At 47.7% G+C, this 23,752-nt stretch carries 20 protein-coding genes and 1 riboswitch; all 20 genes read right to left on the bottom strand.

Features of this window, described 5'->3' with window-relative positions; genetic code table 11:
* Positions 1-61 precede the first annotated feature (61 nt).
* Positions 62-1,000, bottom strand: coding sequence for an L-serine ammonia-lyase, iron-sulfur-dependent, subunit alpha (gene sdaAA / locus V6669_RS02475; RefSeq protein ID WP_036672202.1), 939 nt, complete (start codon positions 998-1,000; stop codon positions 62-64).
* A complete protein-coding gene (gene sdaAB, locus V6669_RS02470; protein ID WP_338590390.1) occupies positions 990-1,679 on the bottom strand; it encodes an L-serine ammonia-lyase, iron-sulfur-dependent subunit beta in 690 nt (229 codons plus the stop codon). Before sdaAB ends, sdaAA begins: the two co-directional genes overlap by 11 nt.
* Before the next feature lie 280 nt (positions 1,680-1,959).
* Positions 1,960-2,084: riboswitch (glycine riboswitch) on the bottom strand.
* 134 nt (positions 2,085-2,218) lie between these two features.
* The gene (locus V6669_RS02465; protein ID WP_338590388.1) at positions 2,219-4,519 is read right to left on the bottom strand and encodes a collagen-like protein; all 2,301 of its coding nucleotides are present in this window, start codon (positions 4,517-4,519) and stop codon (positions 2,219-2,221) included.
* Positions 4,520-4,596: 77 nt separating this feature from the next.
* Positions 4,597-5,613, bottom strand: coding sequence for a phosphotransferase (locus tag V6669_RS02460; protein ID WP_338590386.1), 1,017 nt, complete (start codon positions 5,611-5,613; stop codon positions 4,597-4,599).
* Positions 5,614-5,808: 195 nt separating this feature from the next.
* Positions 5,809-6,564 carry a phosphate ABC transporter ATP-binding protein PstB gene (gene pstB / locus V6669_RS02455; RefSeq protein WP_036616781.1) on the bottom strand — a complete coding sequence of 252 codons (756 nt, stop codon included), beginning with the start codon at positions 6,562-6,564 and terminating at the stop codon, positions 5,809-5,811.
* Between the two features lie 12 nt (positions 6,565-6,576).
* The gene (pstA, locus tag V6669_RS02450; RefSeq protein WP_026081329.1) at positions 6,577-7,464 is read right to left on the bottom strand and encodes a phosphate ABC transporter permease PstA; all 888 of its coding nucleotides are present in this window, start codon (positions 7,462-7,464) and stop codon (positions 6,577-6,579) included.
* Positions 7,465-7,466: 2 nt separating this feature from the next.
* Positions 7,467-8,375, bottom strand: a complete 909-nt coding sequence (gene pstC, locus V6669_RS02445; protein WP_100528178.1) for a phosphate ABC transporter permease subunit PstC — start codon at positions 8,373-8,375, stop codon at positions 7,467-7,469.
* Between the two features lie 142 nt (positions 8,376-8,517).
* Positions 8,518-9,444: a phosphate ABC transporter substrate-binding protein PstS family protein gene (locus V6669_RS02440; protein ID WP_338590379.1), complete on the bottom strand. Its 927-nt coding sequence runs from the start codon at positions 9,442-9,444 to the stop codon at positions 8,518-8,520.
* A gap of 562 nt (positions 9,445-10,006) precedes the next feature.
* Positions 10,007-11,299 (bottom strand): arsenic transporter, encoded by a 1,293-nt coding sequence (locus V6669_RS02435; protein WP_338590377.1) that lies wholly within the window; start codon positions 11,297-11,299, stop codon positions 10,007-10,009.
* A gap of 187 nt (positions 11,300-11,486) precedes the next feature.
* Positions 11,487-13,574 carry a methyl-accepting chemotaxis protein gene (locus V6669_RS02430; protein ID WP_338590375.1) on the bottom strand — a complete coding sequence of 696 codons (2,088 nt, stop codon included), beginning with the start codon at positions 13,572-13,574 and terminating at the stop codon, positions 11,487-11,489.
* A 173-nt stretch (positions 13,575-13,747) separates the two neighbouring features.
* Positions 13,748-14,815, bottom strand: a complete 1,068-nt coding sequence (locus tag V6669_RS02425; protein ID WP_338590373.1) for an EAL domain-containing protein — start codon at positions 14,813-14,815, stop codon at positions 13,748-13,750.
* A 214-nt stretch (positions 14,816-15,029) separates the two neighbouring features.
* The gene (locus V6669_RS02420; protein WP_036673194.1) at positions 15,030-17,279 is read right to left on the bottom strand and encodes a bifunctional 2',3'-cyclic-nucleotide 2'-phosphodiesterase/3'-nucleotidase; all 2,250 of its coding nucleotides are present in this window, start codon (positions 17,277-17,279) and stop codon (positions 15,030-15,032) included.
* 477 nt (positions 17,280-17,756) lie between these two features.
* On the bottom strand, positions 17,757-18,173 hold the full coding sequence (locus V6669_RS02415; protein ID WP_074093246.1) for a pyridoxamine 5'-phosphate oxidase family protein: 417 nt from the start codon (positions 18,171-18,173) through the stop codon (positions 17,757-17,759).
* 457 nt (positions 18,174-18,630) lie between these two features.
* The gene (locus V6669_RS02410; protein WP_091038181.1) at positions 18,631-19,089 is read right to left on the bottom strand and encodes an NUDIX domain-containing protein; all 459 of its coding nucleotides are present in this window, start codon (positions 19,087-19,089) and stop codon (positions 18,631-18,633) included.
* 86 nt (positions 19,090-19,175) lie between these two features.
* Complete coding sequence (locus V6669_RS02405) at positions 19,176-19,949, bottom strand: 5-oxoprolinase subunit PxpA (RefSeq protein ID WP_338590367.1); 774 nt, start codon at positions 19,947-19,949, stop codon at positions 19,176-19,178.
* Positions 19,949-20,980 carry a biotin-dependent carboxyltransferase family protein gene (locus V6669_RS02400; protein ID WP_338590365.1) on the bottom strand — a complete coding sequence of 344 codons (1,032 nt, stop codon included), beginning with the start codon at positions 20,978-20,980 and terminating at the stop codon, positions 19,949-19,951. The genes V6669_RS02405 and V6669_RS02400 overlap by 1 nt, the downstream gene beginning before the upstream one ends.
* Positions 20,977-21,693 carry a 5-oxoprolinase subunit PxpB gene (gene pxpB / locus V6669_RS02395; protein ID WP_338590363.1) on the bottom strand — a complete coding sequence of 239 codons (717 nt, stop codon included), beginning with the start codon at positions 21,691-21,693 and terminating at the stop codon, positions 20,977-20,979. The genes V6669_RS02400 and pxpB overlap by 4 nt, the downstream gene beginning before the upstream one ends.
* A 37-nt stretch (positions 21,694-21,730) precedes the next feature.
* The gene (locus tag V6669_RS02390) at positions 21,731-22,564 is read right to left on the bottom strand and encodes a DUF2785 domain-containing protein (RefSeq protein WP_338590361.1); all 834 of its coding nucleotides are present in this window, start codon (positions 22,562-22,564) and stop codon (positions 21,731-21,733) included.
* Between the two features lie 3 nt (positions 22,565-22,567).
* The gene (locus tag V6669_RS02385; protein WP_338590359.1) at positions 22,568-23,158 is read right to left on the bottom strand and encodes a histidine phosphatase family protein; all 591 of its coding nucleotides are present in this window, start codon (positions 23,156-23,158) and stop codon (positions 22,568-22,570) included.
* Positions 23,155-23,745: a DUF1572 family protein gene (locus V6669_RS02380; protein WP_338590357.1), complete on the bottom strand. Its 591-nt coding sequence runs from the start codon at positions 23,743-23,745 to the stop codon at positions 23,155-23,157. The genes V6669_RS02385 and V6669_RS02380 overlap by 4 nt, the downstream gene beginning before the upstream one ends.
* Between the last annotated feature and the right edge of the window lie 7 nt (positions 23,746-23,752).

Here is a 23,752-nt window from a genome sequence, read left to right as displayed (position 1 = left end):
TTAATAATCAAGGCTAAAGGCTCCACAAGTTAGCGTTAGATTTAATTCATATCAATCCGATTTATGCCTTAGTTTCTACGTCATTTTCAGCAGGGGACTCAGGCTCAGGCTCGGCACGCTTGGCCTTTGGTTTAGCCAGCTTCTGCATCATTTTTCGGCCGGTTGGTGTCTGGGCCAGTCCACCTTGGGCTGTCTCCCGATGGCGGCTCGGCATCGCACTGCCTACTTCCAGCATGACATCGATGACTTCGTCTGACGGAATGGCACTACGCACTCCGGCCAGGGCCATATCAGCCGCAGCCAGCGCCGTAACTGCACCCAGTCCATTACGGACGATGCAGGGGATTTCAACAAGGCCTGCGACCGGATCGCAGATAAGGCCCAGTGTATTTTTTAACGCCAAACCAACGGCATGAACGACCTGTTCCGGTGTACCTCCACGCAGTTCAACCATGGCACCCGCAGCCATGCCGATCGCGGAACCCACTTCCGCCTGGCAGCCACCTTCGGCCCCGGAGATAAATGAATTGTTGGCAATAACATAACCAATCGCTCCCGCACAGAACAACCCGTTCACCAAATGTTCGTCCGTCCAGCCAAATCGCTCCTGTGAGCTAATAAACACACCGGGGATGATGCCGCAGGAACCGGCTGTTGGTGTTGCCACGATCCGACCCATGGAGGCATTAACTTCAGATACACACAGGGCATACGCCATGGCAAGTGCGGAAGCATCTCCCGAGCAAGTCTCGCCCTTGCGAATGTACTCAGCCATTTTTTTGCCGTCTCCACCTGTTAATCCACTGCGTGATGTCGTATCTTCCGTTAACCCTTTGCGTACCGCTTCCTTCATCACCTGATAATATTCAGACATCTGCTTCACAACATCCGCTTCCGGTGTATTGGTCTCCTGAACCTGCTCCTCGATCATCAGCTGAGCAATGGTTTTGGATTCTGCTGTACAGATCGTATTCAGTTCGTGCAAATGTTTAAACCGCATCCGAATCAACTCCTCTCTTCAAATCAATGACACGAATGTCCAATACATGGTCCAGCTCCCTTAGACGCTTGAGCATATCAGGATTAGGCACACCATCCATTTCCATCGCGGTAAGCGCTTCGCCATCACGGGCTTTCCGGTCCACCTGCATATACCCGATGTTAACCCCGGATGAACTGATCGTGGACGTTACCGACGCAAGCACCCCTGCTTTGTCTGCATGTCGCAGAACGAGTGTTGGAAACTCACCACTAATCTGAACACGAAAATCATTCATCGAATGCACCGATACGCTTCCACCACCAATGGATGCACCGATTAAGGAGCAGACACGTTCTCCATGCCACAACTCAATTTTGACCGTATTAGGATGAGGAGCAGGTATTCCACTTGTATAGAACTCAACCTCCATGCCCGCTTCCTCTGCGTATTGCTCTGCATCCGGGATACGTGGATCGTCTGTGACATAATCCAGCAGACCGCCGATCAGTGCCAAATCTGTTCCGTGCCCCTGATACGTATCAGCGAATGAACCGTATAACGTCAGCCGTGCACGATCTGGCGTACATCCCAGCCACTGTCGAGCAATTCTCCCTAACCTTGCCGCTCCAGCTGTATGTGAACTTGAAGGCCCCGTCATCGACGGACCAATAATTGAGAAAACATCTTTAAATCGCACCTTGTAACCCTCCATTATTAATCATGATTCATATTTGTAAAATGTATTCGTCATTTCGATCCAGGAGTTCCATCCACAATGACCCTTATCTAGGGGTATGATGACATCAAAAAAGGACAGAAGAAGGCCTTAGGCCCTCTCTCTGTCCTCGATACCTGAGAGTTTCACGATCAGCAGTGTCTCACGACAAGGTGCATTGCCTGCGATTACAGACAAGTTCACTGGGCTAACTGATCATATACCCCTTGGGTGGCGCAATTCGCGCACTCTCCAGAGTTGCGTCCAACGATGGTACATTTACCTGAGAGATTAACGACTGCGCCGGGTGCGCAACAGCTTGCTCCTTCGGTGCCTGAACACTAGCCATATTGCTCGGCTAATCCAGGTCTCTCCCGCTCGTTATCATCCGCTGTATTATTTTAATTCGATTCGAATTGGTACATTTCTAAGTTTTTGATCAAGTATACCCATAGAGTAATGTACAACATCATATATGTCAACAAAAGTAACGTGTAATTATCATAAGTTCGATGTCTATTTTAGCTGAAGCGAATAGCATTAATATTTCTCACTTCCGCTGAAGCACTAGTGACGCTGCTAGTTGTCGTAAATTCAATACTTATCGTATATGCGTTAGTGGTTGTCGCAGGAGCAGTATCCACGTAGGTGTTGGAAGAAAGAAACCTCAACGTTCCCGAAGCATTACCGGTTCGTGAGAGCTGCAATTGATTAATTAGAACTCCGTTACGTCTCAAGTTAACGTTATATGCGATACTCCAGTTAGACCCTACAACTACTGCTACTTGTGTACTATTATCGATTTTCACGCGTTGACCTGCCACCACGGGTACATTAAGTGTCTGAATGGTCGTTTCACCGGTCAATGGAAGAGGCAATGCCGTTGTCTGACTGTCAGCAAACAGGGAAGAATCCGCAGGAGCAGAAGCAGCTGTTGATCCAGTCGCACCTGTAGCTCCCGTCGTTCCTGTTGCACCTGTGGCTCCCGTCGTTCCTGTTGCACCTGTGGCTCCTGTCGTTCCTGTTGCACCTGTGACTCCTGTCGTTCCTGTTGCACCTGTGGCTCCTGTCGTTCCTGTTGCACCTGTGACTCCCGTCGTCCCTGTTGCACCTGTGACTCCCGTCGTCCCTGTTGCACCTGTGACTCCCGTCGTTCCTGTTGCACCTGTGACTCCCGTCGTTCCTGTTGCTCCTGTTACGCCTGTTGCACCTGTAATACCAGTGACTCCCGTTGCGCCTGTAACACCAGTGACTCCCGTCGTACCCGTCAGTCCTGTCACTCCCGTATCTCCAGTAACTCCGGTCGCACCCGTTACGCCTGTTGTTCCTGTCAATCCGGTTGCACCTGTAACCCCTGTTACGCCTGTGGCTCCTGTAGCCCCAGTACCTCCAGTCGTTCCCGTTACTCCCGTTGCGCCTGTAACACCAGTATCTCCAGTCGCCCCTGTTACGCCTGTTGCACCTGTAACCCCAGTGAATCCCGTCGTTCCTGTAAGTCCTGTCGCGCCTGTAACACCAGTATCTCCAGTAACTCCGGTCGTCCCTGTTACGCCTGTCGCACCTGTAACACCAGTATCTCCAGTCGCCCCTGTTACGCCTGTTGCACCTGTAGCCCCAGTAACTCCCGTCGTTCCTGTAAGTCCTGTCGCGCCTGTAACACCAGTATCTCCAGTAACTCCGGTCGTCCCCGTTACGCCTGTCGCACCTGTAACACCAGTATCTCCAGTCGCCCCTGTTACGCCTGTTGCACCTGTAACCCCAGTAACTCCGGTCGTCCCCGTTACACCTGTCGCACCTGTAAAACCAGTGACTCCGGTTGTTCCCGTCAGTCCTGTCGCGCCCGTATCTCCAGTAACTCCGGTCGCACCCGTTACGCCTGTTGCACCTGTAGCCCCAGTATCTCCAGTCGCCCCTGTTACGCCTGTTGCACCTGCAGCCCCAGTATCTCCAGTCGCCCCTGTTACGCCTGTTGCACCTGTAGCCCCAGTATCTCCAGTCGTCCCTGTTACGCCTGTTGCACCTGTAACACCAGTGACTCCGGTTGTTCCCGTCATTCCTGTTGCGCCCGTATCTCCAGTAACTCCGGTCGCACCCGTTACGCCTGTTGTGCCTGTATCTCCAGTAACTCCGGTCGTCCCCGTTACGCCTGTCGCACCTGTAAAACCAGTGACTCCGGTTGTTCCCGTCAGTCCTGTCGGCCCTGTAACACCGGTGACTCCTGTCGTTCCTGTCACACCTGTTGCACCTGTAACCCCGGTAAACCCCGTCGTACCTGTTACTCCGGTCGCTCCCGTTGTGCCAGTTACACCAGTCCCTCCGGTAGCCCCAATGACTCCTGTCAATCCAGTCGGGCCTGTTACACCTGTAACACCGGTGACTCCTGTCGTTCCCGTCAGTCCTGTCGCTCCCGTACTTCCAGTAGCACCGGTACCTCCAGTGGCTCCTGTTACACCTGGAATAGCACTTTCTGCCCCCAGTAATTCCTCGGATACGAGACGATGGGCGGTGACCAGTTCTCCATTCTGGTTTTTCCCCCAGACCGAAATCTGCACCTCTTCCACAGCAGCATCACCCGTTGTAAAAACAAATTCAAACCCGTCCAAATCCGCATAAAAATCTTTGGTTATTACCTGATTAGGCAGAACATTGAACAACTCTTCGATATATAATGTGCGTACACCTACCAAATAGTATCCTTGAACAAGAACCGTATAAATACTAACCATATTCCGATTATCCAGTCTTACCGTAATTCTTTGGGTAGGGCGCCCACTTCCCCCCACAATATTATTTTCAATGGGTCCTGTTGATAAAACAGCCATACATGGATGCCTCCTCTGCCAGCCTTCGCCGGGTCATGATCATCCTTTATGTATATGCAGCAAACAGGTAGATGTCGTCACAGTTCATAGAAAATACGCTCATTTTGCACATAAGGTCGGCAATACTTGCTGCACAGCTTCGGCATGTGATCTTTCATCCATTCGTGCCTCGACTCATTCGCCATCTGAAAGGCATAATAACCCAGTGTAAAGATCAACATGAACCCTTCCATCAATCGAATATCACGATCCGTCAGTGGTGCGATCTGTTGGGTATAACCGGATAAAAATATGTCACGTTCCTCCCGATTGAACATAAGTGCTGCCCCTCCGGCATCAAAAAGATAATAACCATAACCGTGTAGACAAAAATCAATCATGGAAATCCCCTGCTCCGTTATCAGCAGATTGTTGCGAGTAATATCCCCATGAATGATCCCCCATGTCCCTGCGTGATGCGGGTATGTTTCTAACTGCTCATTAATGTTCTCAAACGTCTCACGAAGCAGATCGAAGTCTTCCGTTGTAAAAATCCCCAGTCGGACGCCTTCCTCCAGCTGCCCTAGCATGACCAAGTTCTCATGGCTATTGCCATATGCCGGCCGCACCTTTGTTCGATCTGTCTGATTCTGCTCACGCCCATATTGATGAAGCATCTGCAGTTGTGCCCCAAGATCATAGATCTGCTCTGTTGTCAGGCGTTCTCCCTGCTGGATGTCCCTTCCCTCAATCCACTCCAGTACCGTACAACAAATCTCTTTCCCTTCCTCATTTGTCCATACCGTTACCCACTCTCCCGATACATTCCGTACCGGATGCTGCACGCGCAATGCTGTCGTTGCATTTAACTCATGAAGCAGGTTCATCTCTGCCTCCAGCGCAGGAAGCGTATGTTGAATCCCTGACATACCTGCATATGCGGCTTGATGGATACGTAACAGATACTTCTGCCCGCTTGCTTCATCGACGACATGATATGTCAGATTCTCATTATGACGAATATATGAAACGACAGGTTTCTCAATAGCGTAGTTCTGTATAATCTGAGCTGCCATATGGTCGTAAGACGTCTGATCCGTAGTGATTATCAACATCTCCTTCAAAGTAATGTAAACGTTCTCTTATTACTAAATATCGTAGCATGATTGCTTTACATACAGCAATTTTTTCCAAAATGAAATTAAAAAAGCACAACTCCCGAACAACCGTCCAGGCATTGTGCTTTCTTTTGTCTCTATTTATTTCTTAATCTCTCTGTCTGTTACTCTATGTGACACTCCATGATCCAATTAACCGAAACGACCCATAATGTATTCTTGCGTCAGACGATTGTCCGGGTTCGTGAAAATATGCTCTGTATCCCCGTGCTCAATCATGCTTCCCAGATAGAAATAAGCTGTATAATCCGAGATGCGTGCCGCCTGCTGCATGTTATGGGTAACAATAACAATCCGCAGCTCCTTCTTGAGCTCGGTAATCAACTCTTCAACTTTACCCGTAGATACCGGGTCAAGTGCAGATGCCGGCTCATCGAGCAGCAGAATCTGTGGTTCAACAGACAAAGCGCGAGCGATACATAGGCGCTGCTGTTGTCCGCCAGAGAGAGACAGAGCTGACTCATGCAGTCTGTCTTTTACTTCGTCCCAGAGCGCAGCACGACGCAAGCTTTTTTCCACAATTTCATCCAGTGCCTTCTTACTCTTCGTACCGCGGTAGCGGGGGCCAAACGCGATATTGTTGTAGATGGACTTATGAAAAGGGTTCGGCTTCTGCCACACCATGCCAATCTTCTGGCGAAGCTTGATTACATCGGTTCCAGGCTCATTCAGATCGTTCCCGTCCATCCAGATATGTCCCTCTGTACGGGAACCGGCAATCTCGTCGTTCATCCGGTTCAGCGACCGGAGGAACGTGGATTTACCGCAACCAGACGGCCCAATAAGAGCCGTTACGCTTGCTTCAGGAAACGTCAGGCTAATCTGCTTGACCGCCTGGAAATGTCCATAATATATGCTTAACTGTTCCGTACCAAAAGGTATGGCCATGTTGGTTCCTCCTTATTTCGAAGCTGTCATGCGGCGGAATACAACCCGACCGATCCAGCGTGCACTTAGATTGAACGCCAGCACGAGAATGACAAGCACGGCGGATGCCCCTGCTGCCACTTCTTTGGAATCTGGTCCAATACCTTCACTATTCACTTTCCAGATATGGACAGCAAGTGTCTCTGCCGGACGGAAAGGATTAAGCGGTGACCTTGGACTCGTCGGATTCCAATCTGTAAAGTCCAATGGTGGACTACTCATACCTGCGGTGAACATCAGCGCGGCTGCTTCACCGAAGATCCGGCCCGATGCCAGGATCGTACCCGTAATCAAGCTCGGCAATGCCACAGGCAGCAGAATGGAAGTGATAATCTTCCACTTGGACAGTCCAAGCGCCAGACCTGCTTCCTTCTGTTCCTTCGGAACGGCCCGGAAGGCCTGCTCCGTTGTCCGTACCATCAGTGGCAAGTTAAAGATCGCCAGAGCCAAGGCACCCGAGATCAGGGAGAAACCAAGACCAAATTGATTTACTAGCAGCAAGAGACCAAACAAACCGATAACGATGGATGGGAATGATGACAATACTTCAACGACCAGACGAATGAAGCTGGTAATCTTGCCTGGTTTGGCGTATTCCGCCATGTAAATCCCGCCACCCCATCCGAGTGGAATGGTAACAATCAAGGTCAGGACAAGCAAGAATACGGAGTTGAAGAGCTGTGGACCAATCCCGCCGCCACCCTTAAGCAACTGTGGTGCGCTTGTCAGGAAGTTCCAACTGATATGTCCAATACCTCTATACATGATAAAACCAAGCAGACCGAGCAATAGAATAACAATGAACAGGGCCAGTACAACGATAACGGATGTTGCAATTTTATCTACCGTCTTTGCCTTCATTTTCATACCCGGTTTCTCCTTTCAAGCAGGCGAACCAGAATGACGAAGACAAATGTCATCACCAGCAGGACAAGCGCCATACTCCACAGTGCATTGTTATGAACAGAACCCATCGTGGTGTTACCCATGCTGAGTGTAATTACACTTGTTAATGTTGAAGCTGATTCAAGCAAGGATGTTGGAACATGCGGTGCATTACCAATAACCATCTGCACAGCAAGTGCCTCACCAAAAGCACGGGCCATACCCAAAACGACACCTGTCAACAAAGCTGGCAAAGTCGTTGGAATAATGACACGGTAGATGGTTTGCCAGCGAGTGGCACCGAGTGCATAGGAGGATTCACGTAATCCTTTTGGCAATGCGGACAATGCATCTGCCATAATACTTGTCACCGTAGGAAGAATCATTACCGCGAGAACAAGACATCCGGCTGCAATCCCGACGCCTGTTCCACCAAAGATACTGCGAAGCAAAGGTACGATGACACTCAGACCGATAAATCCGTATACAACAGACGGAATTCCGGACAAGAGCTCAATCGCAGGCTGCAAGATCTTTTTCCCCTTACCCGGTACAATCTCTGTCATGAAGAGCGCTGCACACAGACCAAGCGGACTTGCAATAAGCGCTGCAAGCAAGGTTGTAATGAAAGAACCTGTAATGAACGGCAATGCCCCATAGAAAGCAGGTTCCCCCGTTGGATTCCACGTTTTCCCACCAAGGAATTCACTTATGCTTATTCCATTTTGGAAAAATGTTGATAGTCCCTTGGACGCTACAAAATAAACAATGGAAAACATGACAACGATCAGGAAAACGACACAAATCGACGTATAGATCCGTCCCGTCCACTCTTCCCAATAATGTTTCTCTTTTAAGGGCCGGCGCGGTTTCAACTTGTTATTCATTACCGTTCCCCCTTCGGTCTGTTCCATAACAACCATCCTTCTATAGTAGAATTAATGCAAAATATGGGATTATTTTAGAGCAAACCGCGTAAAGAGGCGGGACCTAAGTCCGCCTCTTTCGCTGTATGCGCAAGTTCAAAGATTATTGAACCACATTACCTGCTGCATCGCGTTTTACTTTCATACCTGACATTGGAATGTATCCAAGTTCTGTCACGTCATTTTGTTGAATTTCGTCACTCAAGATGTAGTCCAGGAATGCTTGTGTTGCTGCATCTGGCGTACCTTTCGTGTACATGTGCTCGTAAGCCCATACTGGATAAGTTCCTGCTTCTACGTTCTCAACTGTTGCTTCTACACCTTCGTATTTCAACACTTGCAAGCTGTCATCCAAATAAGACAAGGCAAGGTAACCAATAGCACCTGGCGTTTCAGATACCAATTTTTTTACGTTACCAGAAGAATCTTCTTGAATCGAACCTTGGATATCACCCATTTTTGCACCCAATGCATACTTCTCGAAAGTTGCACGAGTACCGGAACTGCTCGGACGGTTTACAATAACAATTGCTTTATCCGCGCCGCCAACGTCTTTCCAGTTTGTTACTTTACCGGAGAAGATGTCGACCAGTTGTTGCTTCGTCAAATCTTCTACACCTGCATCTTTGTTGCTAACTGGCGCCATAGCTACTACTGCTACTTGATGGTCAACCAGTTCTTTTACTTTGGCTTCGTCCTCCAGTTTCTCTTCTGCAAATACATCAGAGTTACCGATTGTAGCTTGTCCGTCAGATACTTGTGTCAAACCAGTACCACTACCGCCACCTTGAACTTGAACCGTTACGTTCTTATATTCATCAACTGCCATAAATTTCTGTCCAGCTTGTTCTACCAGAGGTAGCAATGCTGTCGATCCGACTGCCAGAATGTTACCGCTAAGCTCAGTAGCAGCTTCTCCTGATCCATTGCTTGCGGCACCCTCTGTACCAGCGTCATTTTTCGATCCGCATGCTGCGAGTACCAGTACGAACGTTAAGGTCATCAAAATAAACGGCAACTTTTTAAACATGTTTTGTTTTCCTCCCCCAATGTAGTGATGGCGTTTTGTGAATTTGTTTGTTCACCATCAACTCTTTACTCATTGTAGTTTCGGTATGTCATCTTAAAATCAATGTTTTGTAAACGCAATGTTAAAAATATCGGCTGTATATTGAAACATTTGGGATTTATTTGGCGCTGAGGTGGCCGCTTCGGGAGTGGACGTTGCTTCAATCGCTGTTATCCCCGGATTTATATGATTTACTTTTTATATAGAATACATCCGGGGATAAAGGCGAACGCTTCGCTTTTCCACAATCGTTCCGCTCCCTGCGCTGTGTCAGCGCTTGTTGGATCTCAGGCATTTCAATCTCCTGCCTGGGGAGTAGGCAAAGAAGGCCAGCCCTACAATGGGCTGGCCTTCTTTCAATGCTTAGGCGCTTAATTGAAATAGAAACTTCATTTCTTCTATAGAAGAAATGAAAGAGGAACAAAAAACTGCCTCGCTGCCAGTGCGTAGCACCAGCTGTGAGAGCAGCTTTTACATTACAACAGAATTACCTTATTGATACTTAATGTAAAATCTAATTTTACTAACCTAGGATCCATAACCACAATGCCAACCCGGCTAGGGTAATTAACAATGTTGGAATCGTCAGGATGATGCCTGCTTTGAAATAATACCCCCATGTGATCTTCACACCTTTACGGGATAACACGTGCAGCCACAGCAATGTGGCAAGTGATCCAATCGGGGTCATTTTGGGACCCAGGTCAGAACCAATGACATTGGCATAGATCAATGCTTCCTGAATAATACCTTCGGTATGCGCGCCCTGGATGGCCAGAAGGTTAATCAACACGGTTGGCAGGTTGTTCATCACTGATGATAATACAGCAGCGATGATGCCCATCCCGAGCGAAGCAGCCAGCAGACCATGCTCTGCTATGGCATCCAGCCAGCGGCTCAGATGATCCGTTAACCCTGCATTACGCAGTCCATATACGACGATATACATGCCCACCGAGAACACCACAATCGACCATGGCGCTTCCTTGATGACCCGTTTCAGATCAACAGCCTCGCTCTTGCGTGCCAACAAGGCGAACAGCAAGGCAACGGAGCCAACGATAACCGACACGGGAATCGGCAGAAACTCACTGGATGCATAGGCAACCAGTAACAACCCAAGCATGTACCAAGCGATTCGAAACATCCGTGGATCACGTATCGCTTCCTTCGGGTCACGTGCCGCGGAGATGTCGTAGCGAAGGGGTATGCTTTTGCGATAGAACAAGAACAACATCCCCGTACTCGCTACGATTGAGAATAGATTGGGTACAACCATGCGTACCGCATACTCCACAAAGGTAATACCAAAGAAATCGGCCGATACTATGTTAACCAGATTGCTGACTACCAGCGGTAACGACGTGGTATCGGCGATAAATCCACTCGCCATCACAAAAGCCAGTACCATGCGCTCATCAAACTTCAATGCACGCACCATTGCCAGCACAATTGGCGTCAGAATGAGCGCCGCACCATCATTCGCGAACAGAGCAGACACCGCCGCTCCCAGCAGAATGGAGTAGAAGAATAGTCTGCGACCATCTCCTCCAGCCAGCCTTGCCATATGAAGGGCAGCCCATTCGAAGAAACCCGTCTCGTCGAGAATGAGAGAAATCATAATAATGCCGACAAAGGCCAGCGTTGCATTCCATACAATAGATGCCACATCCGAGGCATCGTTTAAGCTGACAACTCCACATAGCAGGGCAAGCAATGCCCCGCCCGAGGCAGTCCAACCGATACCCAACCCACGAGGTTGCCAGATTACCAAGGTGATTGTCACTACAAAAATCAGTATTGCTACGTATACCATAGAGCCTCCTGCTGTACCCTGTATCCATATATTATTTCGTTAATTCGATCTTGTTTTGTAAGATTACACCGCTATATGCGCAGAATAACCAGACGATATATTTATACAGGGCTACAGGAGCAATGTCTATCTTTATTTTCTTCTATTATAAAATCTATGGTAAATTGTGGTGGTAAAATGCTAGGATTTATTCTTTGCCCTTATCCTTCGGTGTATCCTCTACCATCTTGAACATGCCAAGCAGTCCTTGTAATTGTTCTGCCATGCTATTCAGATGTGCCGACGATGATGCAATCTCTTCTACCGATGCCAGTTGTTCTTGCGAAGATGCAGACACGGATTCTGTATTCGCAGCCGATTCCTGGGTCACATTCGAAATATCACTCATCGCCTTGGCAACGTGGGAAGCTCCACTCTCCAGTTGTTTCGTTGTTGCGGACAAGTCATCCAATGTATGAACCGCATCTTCCACCGCCTCCCGAATCTGAGCAAAGGATTGTCCTGACGTATTCACGGCCTGAATTCCTTCTCCTACCCGAGTCTGAGCCGCATTCATCGCGATTAGAGCGGCATCCATCTCCTGACGGATATTATGAACCACCTCACCGATCTGCGCTGCCGAACTTCCGGATTCTTCTGCCAGTTTGCGTACCTCACCGGCTACAACTGCAAACCCACGACCCGCATCTCCCGCTCTTGCCGCTTCAATAGAAGCATTTAATGCGAGCAAGTTCGTTTGTTTGGAGATGGATGCAATGACATCAACCATACTACCAATCTCAACGGAACGAGCATTCAGAGATTGAACCACAGTCCCCAACTGCTCCACCGTTTCCTGGATACTGTTCATCTGCACCACAGCCTGTCCTGCTGCCTCATTACCAGAAGTAGCTGCTCCGGACGTATTCCGCATATTCGCCGTAATCGATTGCACACGCTCCGACATCATTCGAACATCTTCTGCCATTCGGCTCATCTGTCCCGATCCGTCTTTCACGCTGTTTACCTGCTGCTCTGCACCTTCAGCCAGTTCCTGAATGGCCTGTGTTGAATGTTCAATCGCTTTGGTGGTTTGTTCTGCACTGGCAGACAACTCTTGAGAAGAAGCAGATACCTGCTCTGTCGTTTCCTGTACGCCCAGAATCATCATTCGAAGGTTATCGACCATACGTTCAAAATACTTCGCAAGTTCTCCGACTTCATCTTTACGCCCTGTTTCCATTTTCACGGTCAAGTCACCTTTACTCACGGCTCTGGCGGATTCCTGCAGTCGTTTAATTGGACGCAGCATGGAGCGTGTAAACCAGATAATAAAGATGAGCGTAAGGAACGTAGCCGCCAGAATAACAATAAATGTGGCCATGCGAATATCCTTACTCGCATTGGTTATTTCACTCTTGAACATCGTGCCGGCAATTTTCCAGCCCGTTGCTTCATTTGTTGAGAAAATCATCATTTTCGGCTGATTGTTATACACGTAATCGAATTGACCTTCTTGACTCTGATACATCTCATCAAGGGTGCCGCTAGTTTCCTGTGTACCTGCATCTGCTATAGGGGAAACGACATAGTTTTTGTTTGCATCCATAATAATGACGTAACCTTCTTTGCCCACCTTAATGGATGCCTGCTCTCGCAGGTCTGTCAGATCCAGAGACAAACCGATAACACCGGATTGATCCTTTAATGTTTTGGAAATAAATACAACTGCAACACCATCGGTATTAACAGACACAGCTGATACAACAGCTGTACCTGGCTTTTCCATCGCTAGTTTGTACCACTCCCGCTCCCTAGGATCATAAGCATCTCCCCGCGTACTGCTCGCTGTTGGTTTACCTCGAACCATGACTCCGTCTGTTGTTCCCACAAAAATATTCATGGCATCGGGATGCAAGCCCAGGTATTGCTCCAGCTTCACCTGAAGCTCCGGACTATCGTTCTCCCCTTTGATCAGGCTCGGATCAAGGGCATCCGCGAAATAGTTAATGTCATGAATCTTGTAATTCACTTGGCTTTCTACAATGGTATTGGCAGTGCTCACACTTTGCATGGCACTATCTACTAATTGTCCTTGTACGCCATCTTCAGCCATCGTTAGTGTGATCAAACCGACTGCCAAGCTTGGCAGGAGTAGAACGGCCAGGAAGGAGACCAATAGTTTGTTCCTTATATTCCAGACGAAACCTTTCTTTTTCTTCTTTTTATTTTGATTATGTTTTGGTTTGGCAGGTTTCGCTGCTTTCATTGGTTTATTATCCTGAGTTTCACTCATGTCTTTCTCCCCCTCAAAATGTAAAAATGCCCTCTTTCTTTGTATGTATGGATCAATCTCAAAGGCTTATCTTATATATCGGCTAAATGAGGGTATTTATTTGAGAGAAAAATGTGCATGCACGCCAAACAAGCCACCTCTGATCAGAAGCGACTTGTACAAGGTACAGGTTACTAATTATTCCATGAATTAGATGAAGTATTGGAGTATGGACCGCTTGGGGGTTTTGCCGAGGGTTTACCAAAATAGTAGCCCTGTGCAAGCTCAATACCTATGGAACGACAGAATTCAAACTCTTCCATTCGTTCGATCCCCTCGGCAAGGACTTGCCCTCCAAATCGACTCGACATCTCAACAATATGAAGAATTTTCTGTTGTTTGGTCGAATCCTGATCACAACGGTCAATAAGACTTCGATCTATTTTGACAAAATCCGGTTCTAACCGATTCATCAACTCTATTGTCGAATATCCGGCACCCACATCATCCAGTGCAACCGACATTCCACGAGAACGATATACCTCAAATATTTGCTGCAAGATGGGCATATGCTGAATCTGCTCTGTTTCCACGACTTCAAACACAAAATCTTTAGGGTCCAGCGAAAGACGTTCAATCGCTTCAAACGTATGTGTCAGACAATATTCGGGATTATATATGGAGGAAGGCAGAAAATTTACGAAGCGTTTGACACCATGCGGCAGAAAAAGGGCACTGGTCTCAATAGCAGTAATACGCGCCAATCGATCCAGAAAAGAATGTAGTCCAGTCTCACGCGCAACTTCAAATAATTCATAGGAACTGAAGGATTTTCCATTCTCAGCAGGACGAAGCAAAAACTCATATCCGATAATCTGCTCCGATGCATCAACGATGGGTTGCATATGACTGCTGAATTGATGCTCGAGAATAATGGAAACAAGCTCCGCATGTTTGAAACGGGACTCCTGCATGGTTAGACTAATCCAGCTTTCTTCATTAGCCTGTTCGTAAATAGGCATAATCTGAACAGTTAGGGAATCACGTAATGTCGGATCAATTTCGCCGATCTCTTCTATTAAGCTCTGAACTGTCTCAAGATTCGAAAAATGCATCCACATCATGTCATTCGACGTCTCGATAAGTCTTCCCGGCGTTTGTAGCGTTTGTAGCGCTTCCAGCAAAGCGGGGGAAATGGGACGCAAGTACAAGGTACCTTGGCCCTCTATAGGATAGATTGGACTGCAGCCACTGCAATTCATGTAGGACCCCCCTTGCCAATTTAGATTCCATGTCCATTAATGTTCACTTGTATATACCCAAAGTTTGTAAATATTATATCATGGGTCTTAAAATTAATCTCTACTGTTTTGATGACTTCCTGTATGACGGTTCTTGGAACAAATATATTCAAATTTGCAGAAAAAAAGACCGGCAGTCTGATGACTGTCGGTCTCCTCCTCAGCTTATTAAACTTTAAGAAGCGGGAATCACGATTTTCTGTCCAACTTTCAGGTTATGCACATTTGAGATCTTGTTAGCTGTCGCAAGTTTCCGCCAGTCCACACCATATTTCAAACCGATGCGGTACAGGTTATCCCCTTTTTTCACTACATATACAACCTTGTTGTTGGTTGCCGGTTTCTCAGGTTGTGGCTTAGGCGTCGGTGTTGGCGTTGGTTTAGGCGTTGGAGCTGGCTCCGCACCTGTTTCAGGTGTTGTCGTTGCTTCACCTGTCAGTTTCAAGCCATACTCTGCAAAACCTTCATTGTTTGTACCGATGAATGACATCGCCGGGTTCGCTTCAACCAGATCTTTCGCATCCGGAGAAGAAGCAAACACAACTTCAAGATCGTTCAGCGCTGCTGCGGTTACACCAGCAGATGGTTTGATTGGTGCCAGGGACCAGTTGCCGTCCGCTGCCGGATTAATCGTTTTATTTTCACGAATGTAGTCGATGATCACTTGACGGTTCTCATCCGGTGCAGCCAGAACGATCCGTTTGCCGTCCGGGTTAGCCAGCTTGGACGAAGAAGCACGGTAGTTATTCGTCGCTACGATGAATTTTTGCGCTGGGTCAACCGGTTTGCCGTTAAAGCTCAGATCCTTGATCCGGCTTGCAGATGCATTAACAATCGTAGCTTTGCTATCGTATTTGGCTGGTTGGGTCACATCAATCTGATACGTTACACCATCGATAACATCGAAGTTGTACGTCGGGAAGTCATTGTTGATCAGTTGTTGTTGTCCACCTTTAGCCGGGTCGATCTGGTTGAACTGGCCTGCAGACCATTCCAGCCATTCTTTCAGTTCTGCGCCGTTAACCATTACAGCATGTACCGTATTTGGATACACGTACAAGTCAGCAACGTTTTTGATCGCAATGGTGCCTTTAGGGATATTCGTGTAATACGAAGCGCCTGAACGTCCACCGGCTTTGAATGGTGCACCTGCGGACAATACAGGGATTTTCTCATATTCCGTACCTTGCATATGTTTTTCGACATACCATTTCTGTGCATTCGTTACGATCTGAATGGATGGATCATCCTGAACCAGAGCGAAGAAGCTGTTGATAGGTGCAGTCGTTTCGCCCACCGGACCACGAACATACTCCAATGTACCTTCATGCTCTTCATGAACCGCATCAATGATGTCCTGATCAGCCTCTACTAATGGTTTTTTGCCCGCTGTGTCATAGATTGGGCGTGCTTCCGTTTTGGAATCGACCACTTTCCATTTGCCATCCACTTGTTCTAGATCCAGATCAATAATCCCCAGGTGATCACCCCAGAATCCTGGCTCTACAGCAGGAACGCCGTTAATGGTGCCCTTTTCCAGATCTACCCCTTTTTTGCCGGCAAAATCAGCACTTGGGAACACTTTGTGGGCATGTCCAAATAGAATGGCATTAATGCCTTCAACTTGGCTCAGATACAGTACGGAGTTCTCCATCAGATCCGTTTGAGGAATTTCCTCAAATCCGGAGTGAGGAATAGCTACAATAATGTCGGCACCTTCGGCCTTCATTTTCGGAATGAATTTTTTCGCGGTAGCAATAATATCCTTGGCGATTACTTTGCCTTCAAGGTTAGCGCTGTCCCACTGCATAATTTGTGGCGGTACAAATCCGATCACACCTACTTTGATCGTATGTTCTTTGCCAGTCTCATCCGTTACTTTTTTATCCAAAATCTCATACGGTGTGAAATAGTTCTTGTCATTTGTCTCATCATCATCACCATCGTCTACATAAACATTGGCATTAATGTAAGGGAAGTTCGCTCCCTCCAGCGTCATGTCCAGGAAGTCCAGACCATAGTTGAACTCATGGTTACCGATGTTACCTGCATCATAATCGAGCAGATTCATCGCTTTATATACAGGGTGAGTCTCACCCTTTTTCAGTGGATCAATTTTCGCAGAGTAGTCTCCCAGCGGATTCCCCTGAATCAGATCCCCGTTATCAAACAGCAGGCTGTTCTTCGCCTCGTCACGGGCTTTCTTAATCAGTGTAGCTGTTTTGGCGAGTCCATACTGGTCTGTCTCTTTGTCGGAATAGTAGTCATAGTTAACCAGGTTGGTATGAATGTCTGTGGTTTCCATGATCCGCAGTTTTACCTTGGCAGCATCCGCAGCCGATACAGGTACTGGAAACACCGCAAGCACGTTTAATGCAACCAAAGCGGCAGTCAGGCTTGATAATACTTTTTTACTCGTCTTCAAAATAACCCCTCCCGGTTATGTACATTGAATCATGCATTAATGGGCAAACGAAGAGCGCAGAAAAAAGATAGATTTCATGGGTTGTGCGTACTGACGCTCTGATGACATGCATCGGAATTTCAGGTAAGTTTATCTCACATGAACATCTATTTATGTCTGTGCTTGTCGTTTACATTCCAAATCATAACGCAATGTTCAGACATTGAAAAGCATTATTTTTTACATTACCCGCACATACATAGGCGAGTTTACATTATCATGCGTGATTTCGACATTTTTTTCAACATTTTAGTAGGTATATAGTGCTTATTATCTTTAAAATACGTATATTACACGTGTCTTACATGTAAATCCAATTAAGCGTTATTCATCCATACCAAAAACCGTGAAACCTTAAGGGCTTTCACGGTTGGATTAAACTCTGCGCGTATTTTCGCATAAGGACGCTACTTTGCAGAGGTTATTTTCATATTCGGATTATTGTTCCCACACATGATGCTCATGATCTTTCCCTGTGTATTCAATACGAGTCGGGGTGATGTCCAGAATGACATAGTTCGGATCATTAGGTCCATCGAACCACGCCTTCAGTTCATCGTTCCACACTTGCTCACGCAAACCTTCGTTCTTTGTCACTTCACAGGTTCCTTCAATCTCAACTACTTCCTTGGAACCACCAGCCTCGTAACCAAGTAGCAGGCTAACATTCGGATTATTCTCCAGTTCCTCTACTTTGTGTGTACGGCGGTTCGTTGCCAGATGAATGTTCAGTCCATCGTTGAAAAGCGCCATATAGCGGGATTTCGGTTTACCATTCTCCACAGTTGAGAAGCTGCAAAAAGGGTTGTTTTCCAATGCTTTTACAATGTTTTGTTCCAATTCAGTCTGGTTCATGGGAAGTGCTCCTTTCGGTTTTGGAGGTATATTGGAAGGACTCTTGTAGGCGGCCGTTTCGGGTACGGATCGTTCTTTGGATCGCTGTTATCCCCAGATTTTTTTGATTCCCTTTTCTCAAAGGGAAAATCCGGTGATAAAGGCGAACGCTTCGCTTCCTCAGAATCGATTCCGTCCCCTCCACTACGTCTACCGTTCTTCCAATTAAGTGTGAATAATAAAAGTACAAAGAGTAGTGTAGTTGTTACTACCTCTTTGTGTTTAATGACAGTTCATTATTCTCGTATTACTATAGACAGCTTAATGCAAATGCTTTTGTAATAAGCCTGTACTTATAGTGTACCCACCTCACCTATGGTGAATCCATGAACCGATACGCTAACGTGACAAAATTGGAAAAGTTCTTTATAAAATTGTTTACATAAAGGGGTTATCGCTTAAATTCTTCATCGCTGATTTAATTCAGATCTCCAAGATAGATTGATGAAGAATCCGATTTAAGAAGCAATTCGCCAATTGTTTTTGGATATAAACGAATCTGGGACAGCTCTTCAAGTGCAATCCATTCCACAGCGACTTGGTGGTCGTCTGGATTGGAGCCTTCAAAAACGGTTGCCTCCGGATCTATCAGGCTGCACGCAAAATAAAATTCAACCTGGTGGATGTCTGCATCCCACTCGGCGAATTCATGATTTTTTCCGATATACTCCCGGATATGTAACAGCTCTCCCACGTTCACGGCCTGACCAATCTCCTCCAGACATTCGCGCGCGACCGCATCCTTGAGTTCTTCACCTTTCTCCTGTCCTCCACCTGGGAACACATAAGCAGTACCATATTGATCTTCCAGCCGGATGACCAGCAATTGTCCATTCTGCACAATGACAGCTTTCGCCGAGTTGCGTATGGGTTTCATTCTGTTCATTCACTCCTTGTCATTCCAAGATTTCAAAGTTCAATCCGAACAACCTGATACTACTATTGTTCTACTGAACAGGCGTATCATCCAGCTGTATGCGTGGATAACTTAATGCCTTCCGATTCCAGCACACGACGAATCTCTTGAGCAAATGCGAGAGCATTCGCTCCGTCACCGTGGATACAGACCGTCTCTGCCTTAATGGGAACCAGCGTACCGTCCGTGGATACAACCACGCCGTCTTTCACCATCTGGAGTACTTGAGCAATCGCTTGTCCCGACTCTTCAATGACAGCTCCTGCTTGGCTTCGAGAGGTTAGCTTACCATCCGCCCCATAGGTTCGATCTGCAAACACCTCGCTCACACTGCGCATACCGATGCGATCCGCAGCGTGAATCAACTCACTGCCCGCCAGACCATACAAATACAGGTCAGGCTTTACTTGATAGATCGCCTCGGCGATGGCTTCAGCAAGCTTCGCATCTTCTGCGGCCATATTGTATAAGGCACCATGTGGTTTTACGTGATGCATGTGCCCCCCACTTGCACGGACAAAGGCATCCAGCGCACCCATCTGATATACCACCATGTCATATGCTTCCCGTGGGGTAATGTCCATACGTCTTCTGCCAAACCCTTGCAAATCCGGCAACCCGGGGTGGGCCCCAATCGCAACGCGATGCTCCAATGCCCTCTCCACCGTCAGCCGCATTGTAGCCGGGTCTCCTGCATGAAACCCGCAGGCAATATTGGCTGATGTAATCAAGGGTAGAATGGCTTCGTCAGACAGAGTGCGATATATACCATAACTTTCGCCCAGATCACAATTGATATCCAAGGTTTTCGGGTTATTCATTAAGCGCCCTCCAATCCTGCCATTCTTCTGCGTATCAGCTTATCCATGAGCTGCATATTGATTTCCTGTTGCATATACAACTGTCCAGCTTGATCATGCATAATCTTTTTAAAAGAAATTTGGGTTCCTGGCCTAGCCTGAGCCAGGATAGGTATATCCACCCGAGCTACCTGTGCAATGACAGGATAACCTCCAATCGTCTGATGGTCCGCCATCAAGATGATGGGCTGGCCATCAGGTGGCACCTGCACTGTGCCATAGGTAACGGCTTCTGACAGCCGATCCAGGGCCTGATCCAGCTCCAGTCTGGAGCCTTGCAAGCGATAGCCCATCCGATCGGATTGCGGAGAGATCACGTATTTTTCGGCATAGAATTGTCCCAGACTTGCCTCACTGAACAGCGAACTATCCTTGCTCTCCATCACACGAATAACAGATCTCCCATAATAGTCAGGTCTCTCACGTTCAGATAAAAACCACGCAGGGGCCAAAAATCGTTGATCCCGCTCACTCTCCTTTACCTGCTGCTCCATACGCTGCATCCAACCTTGCGCTTCACCAGAAGGTTCACCTATGGATAACAGATCCCCCACGCGTAAGGCTCGCCCATCCATACCGCCAAGACCTGTCTTGAGGTCTGTGCTTCGACTGCCCATCACTTCAGGCACAGCTATTCCACCCGCAATCGCCAGATATCCACGCAAACCATGACGACATTGACCAAACTTCAGTACACTTCCAGCCTGCACCAGCACGGGACGCCACAAAGGTACAGGCAGATGATCCACCGTTGCCGTCAGATCGGCCCCACATAATGAGATGAGCTGGCTCTCCTGAAATCGAAGCTCCGGCCCCGTCATCGTCAACTCTAGCACTGCCGCATGTCGGGAGTTGCCCACAAGCATATTGGCTGCTCTGGCTGCAAAGGTGTCCATGACCCCGCCAGGATGAATACCATACCGGCGATAGCCGGTTCTGCCTTCATCCTGAACGGTAGATAACAGACCAGGGCGAATCACTTCAATACTCATCGTTCGCCCTCCTTCCGCTTCAACGCCAGATAGTCCTGCATCGTAATCTGTTCGAATCGAACCCGATCACCTGCTGCCAGCAAACTCGGTACGTTCTCATCCGGCCGAAACAACCGGAGTGGCGTTCGTCCAATACATTGCCATCCCCCGGGTGTATCCACCGGATAGATTCCCGTCTGTTTGCCACCGATACCTACTGTACCCGCCTCAACCCGAAGCCTTGGCGTTGCCCGTCTGGGCGTAGCAATCTGTTCAGACAACCCGCCGAGATACGGAAAACCCGGTGCAAATCCAATCATATGTACGAGATAATCCCCGGATGTATGAATCGCAATAACGTCTTCTGGGGTCAGTCCATGTTCACTGGCAACGTAGTCCAGATCAGGCCCCCACTCGCCACCATAACATACGGGAATCGTGACCGTTCTGGGTTTGTCTTGTATGGATTCCTTCATTTGATTCAACTGCTGAAGCAAAATACGGCATAACTCGGGGTACGGGGAGATGAACGGATCATAAAATACTGTAACGGATGTATATGAAGGCACCCATTCGATCATGGCTAGCAAAGTGCTTTTTTCCAGCAAAGCACATACAGACATCACTCTGCGCTGCACAGCGTCAGACAATTGATCTCCACACTGGATGATAACCGCTGCCTCACCCAGCGGAGATAAAATCTCCTCTGTCCATGCATACGTCAATTCGGTCATGCGCCATCTCCCCCTTATCCACACGTTTAGCGTATCGTTATTTATCTCTCTCCAGTGCCTGCAGTACCAGTGAACGAACCGCCGGAAACGGCTCATCTTCTTCTGTACGTATCGCAAGATACAGTGTCTGCAAAAACAGACGCACATTCAGGCTCCTATGACTGGTTTCCAGAAATGATCTGTTCACTGCCATATCCCCTTGATGAAGGGAATCGATCCACGCCGTAATATCCTTTTGCTCCAACAGATTGCGACGCAGAATGGTTGTTACGGCATGCGCTATTCGCTGATCTTCATCGTGGATGTAAACTTCACTTGATTCGGTTATTTTCAGACTGATTGCATGCAAAAGTTCCAAAAGATCCGCCTGCTTCAGATATGGCGACTGTGCCAGATCTTCAACCGCATCCGCCGCGTGTGCAGGGGCATGCGCCCAGCCTTTCTCATCGGCATAGCCGCGAAGATCTTTTTCGCATTCCAGATATGTAGTCAACCGATGATGAATCCCTGCGATATCCTCCTCGTTCAGGAAAGGCTTCTCACGATCCACATTCAGAATGGGAGGCAGTAACAATACGGAGAATGTCCGCGTAAACACACTATCCGTTCCCTGCTCTCCGATCCCATAGAACAGGTGCTGATCGTCCAGCGCCAACTGCAACACATGCCTTAGCTGATCTTCCGAAAATACACCTTGTCCAATCCATGTTGCAAACGTAACATAGATCAATTCATCCCGCAGGACAGGGTCAGTACTGCCAATATGTTTCATCATATGCAGTGCCAATTCGTAAGGCTGTTCCTCGTGATCAATGGCATGATTAGACGACTGAATATGCTGTAATTTTTGTTTTAATATCAGAGCATCCATCTATTAAGACTCCCTGGACGAATCCAAATGCACGCTGCAATTGTACAGTTCGCATTGCCACGTATCATCTTTTTTGACAATCCGAGTAATGGATGTGTTGGACAGCTTCACGCTGATATCCAGTTCAGGCACCAGACCTCGCAGTGTGTTCCGCAGGACGGCCCCATGACTGACAACGATCACTCTTCCATCGGGGTGCTGCTGTACAATATCCTCAAGCACAGCACTGCCTCGAACAGTCCCTGCATCTGCAAGCTCACGTCCCAGATCCAGAGTACTCCAGTCCACTCCCCACTTGGCTAACCGTTCCTCTTCCGTCGTTCCTTCGACCTGTCCTCCGCCCATCTCGCGGAGTCTAGGGTCCAGATGAATTTCCTGAATCCCCAAGCGATCACCGATGATGCGAGCCGTCTCACTTGCGCGCTCCAAGTCACTTGCATAGATGGCATCCCAGGATTCTTCGGCGAGTCTAGCAGCAAGTAAAACAGCCTGTTCCCTTCCATCCTGATCCAGCGGATTATCCGTCTGGCCCTGTGAACGTTTTTCCTTATTCCACGCTGTGCTTCCATGGCGAATCAATGCAATTTGAGTCATTGTTGTTCCTCACCTTTTTCTATATGAAGTTCATCTTCTGTAAAATGTTTGCGTGCCTTCGGCTTGGCAAATTTGCCGCCATTATATTGAGAAGACCCGTTTCTCGGAATGGAGAGACTGTCCCAAGCTGTTTCTTTGAGCATTTTCGCGGCAAATACAATCTGCCCAACATGATACGGATAATGTGCTAATTGCCGAATAATGGCCTCCATAATGGTATGACCTTCATTCCGAATATATATGATATGAGACAATTGTTCCGGGGTAAACGAACGAATGGCTTCGAGTAGACAATTCCAGCCTTCCTCCCATTTGACGAGCAACTCTTCCTGGGAAGAAATATCATTCACGAACTCGGCGTCCCGTTCACGCCACGGTTTCTCACCATCTGTTGTCAGTACATCCGTCCAACGGGACAGCATATTGCCCCATAGATGTTTTACGATAACCGCAATGCTGTTCGCGTCTTCATTCCAGGATTGAAACAATTGCTCGGAATCCAGTTGTGCCATAGCTTTTTCCCCGAGCTGCTTGTAATACAGGAATTGTTTCTCGGCTGTCTCCAGAAAAACCTGATTCATATCCATCCGTTAA

Source organism: Paenibacillus sp. Y5S-9 (assembly GCF_036894235.1).
Taxonomy (GTDB): Bacteria; Bacillota; Bacilli; order Paenibacillales; family Paenibacillaceae; genus Paenibacillus.
This window is presented reverse-complemented; position numbering and strand designations above follow the sequence as displayed.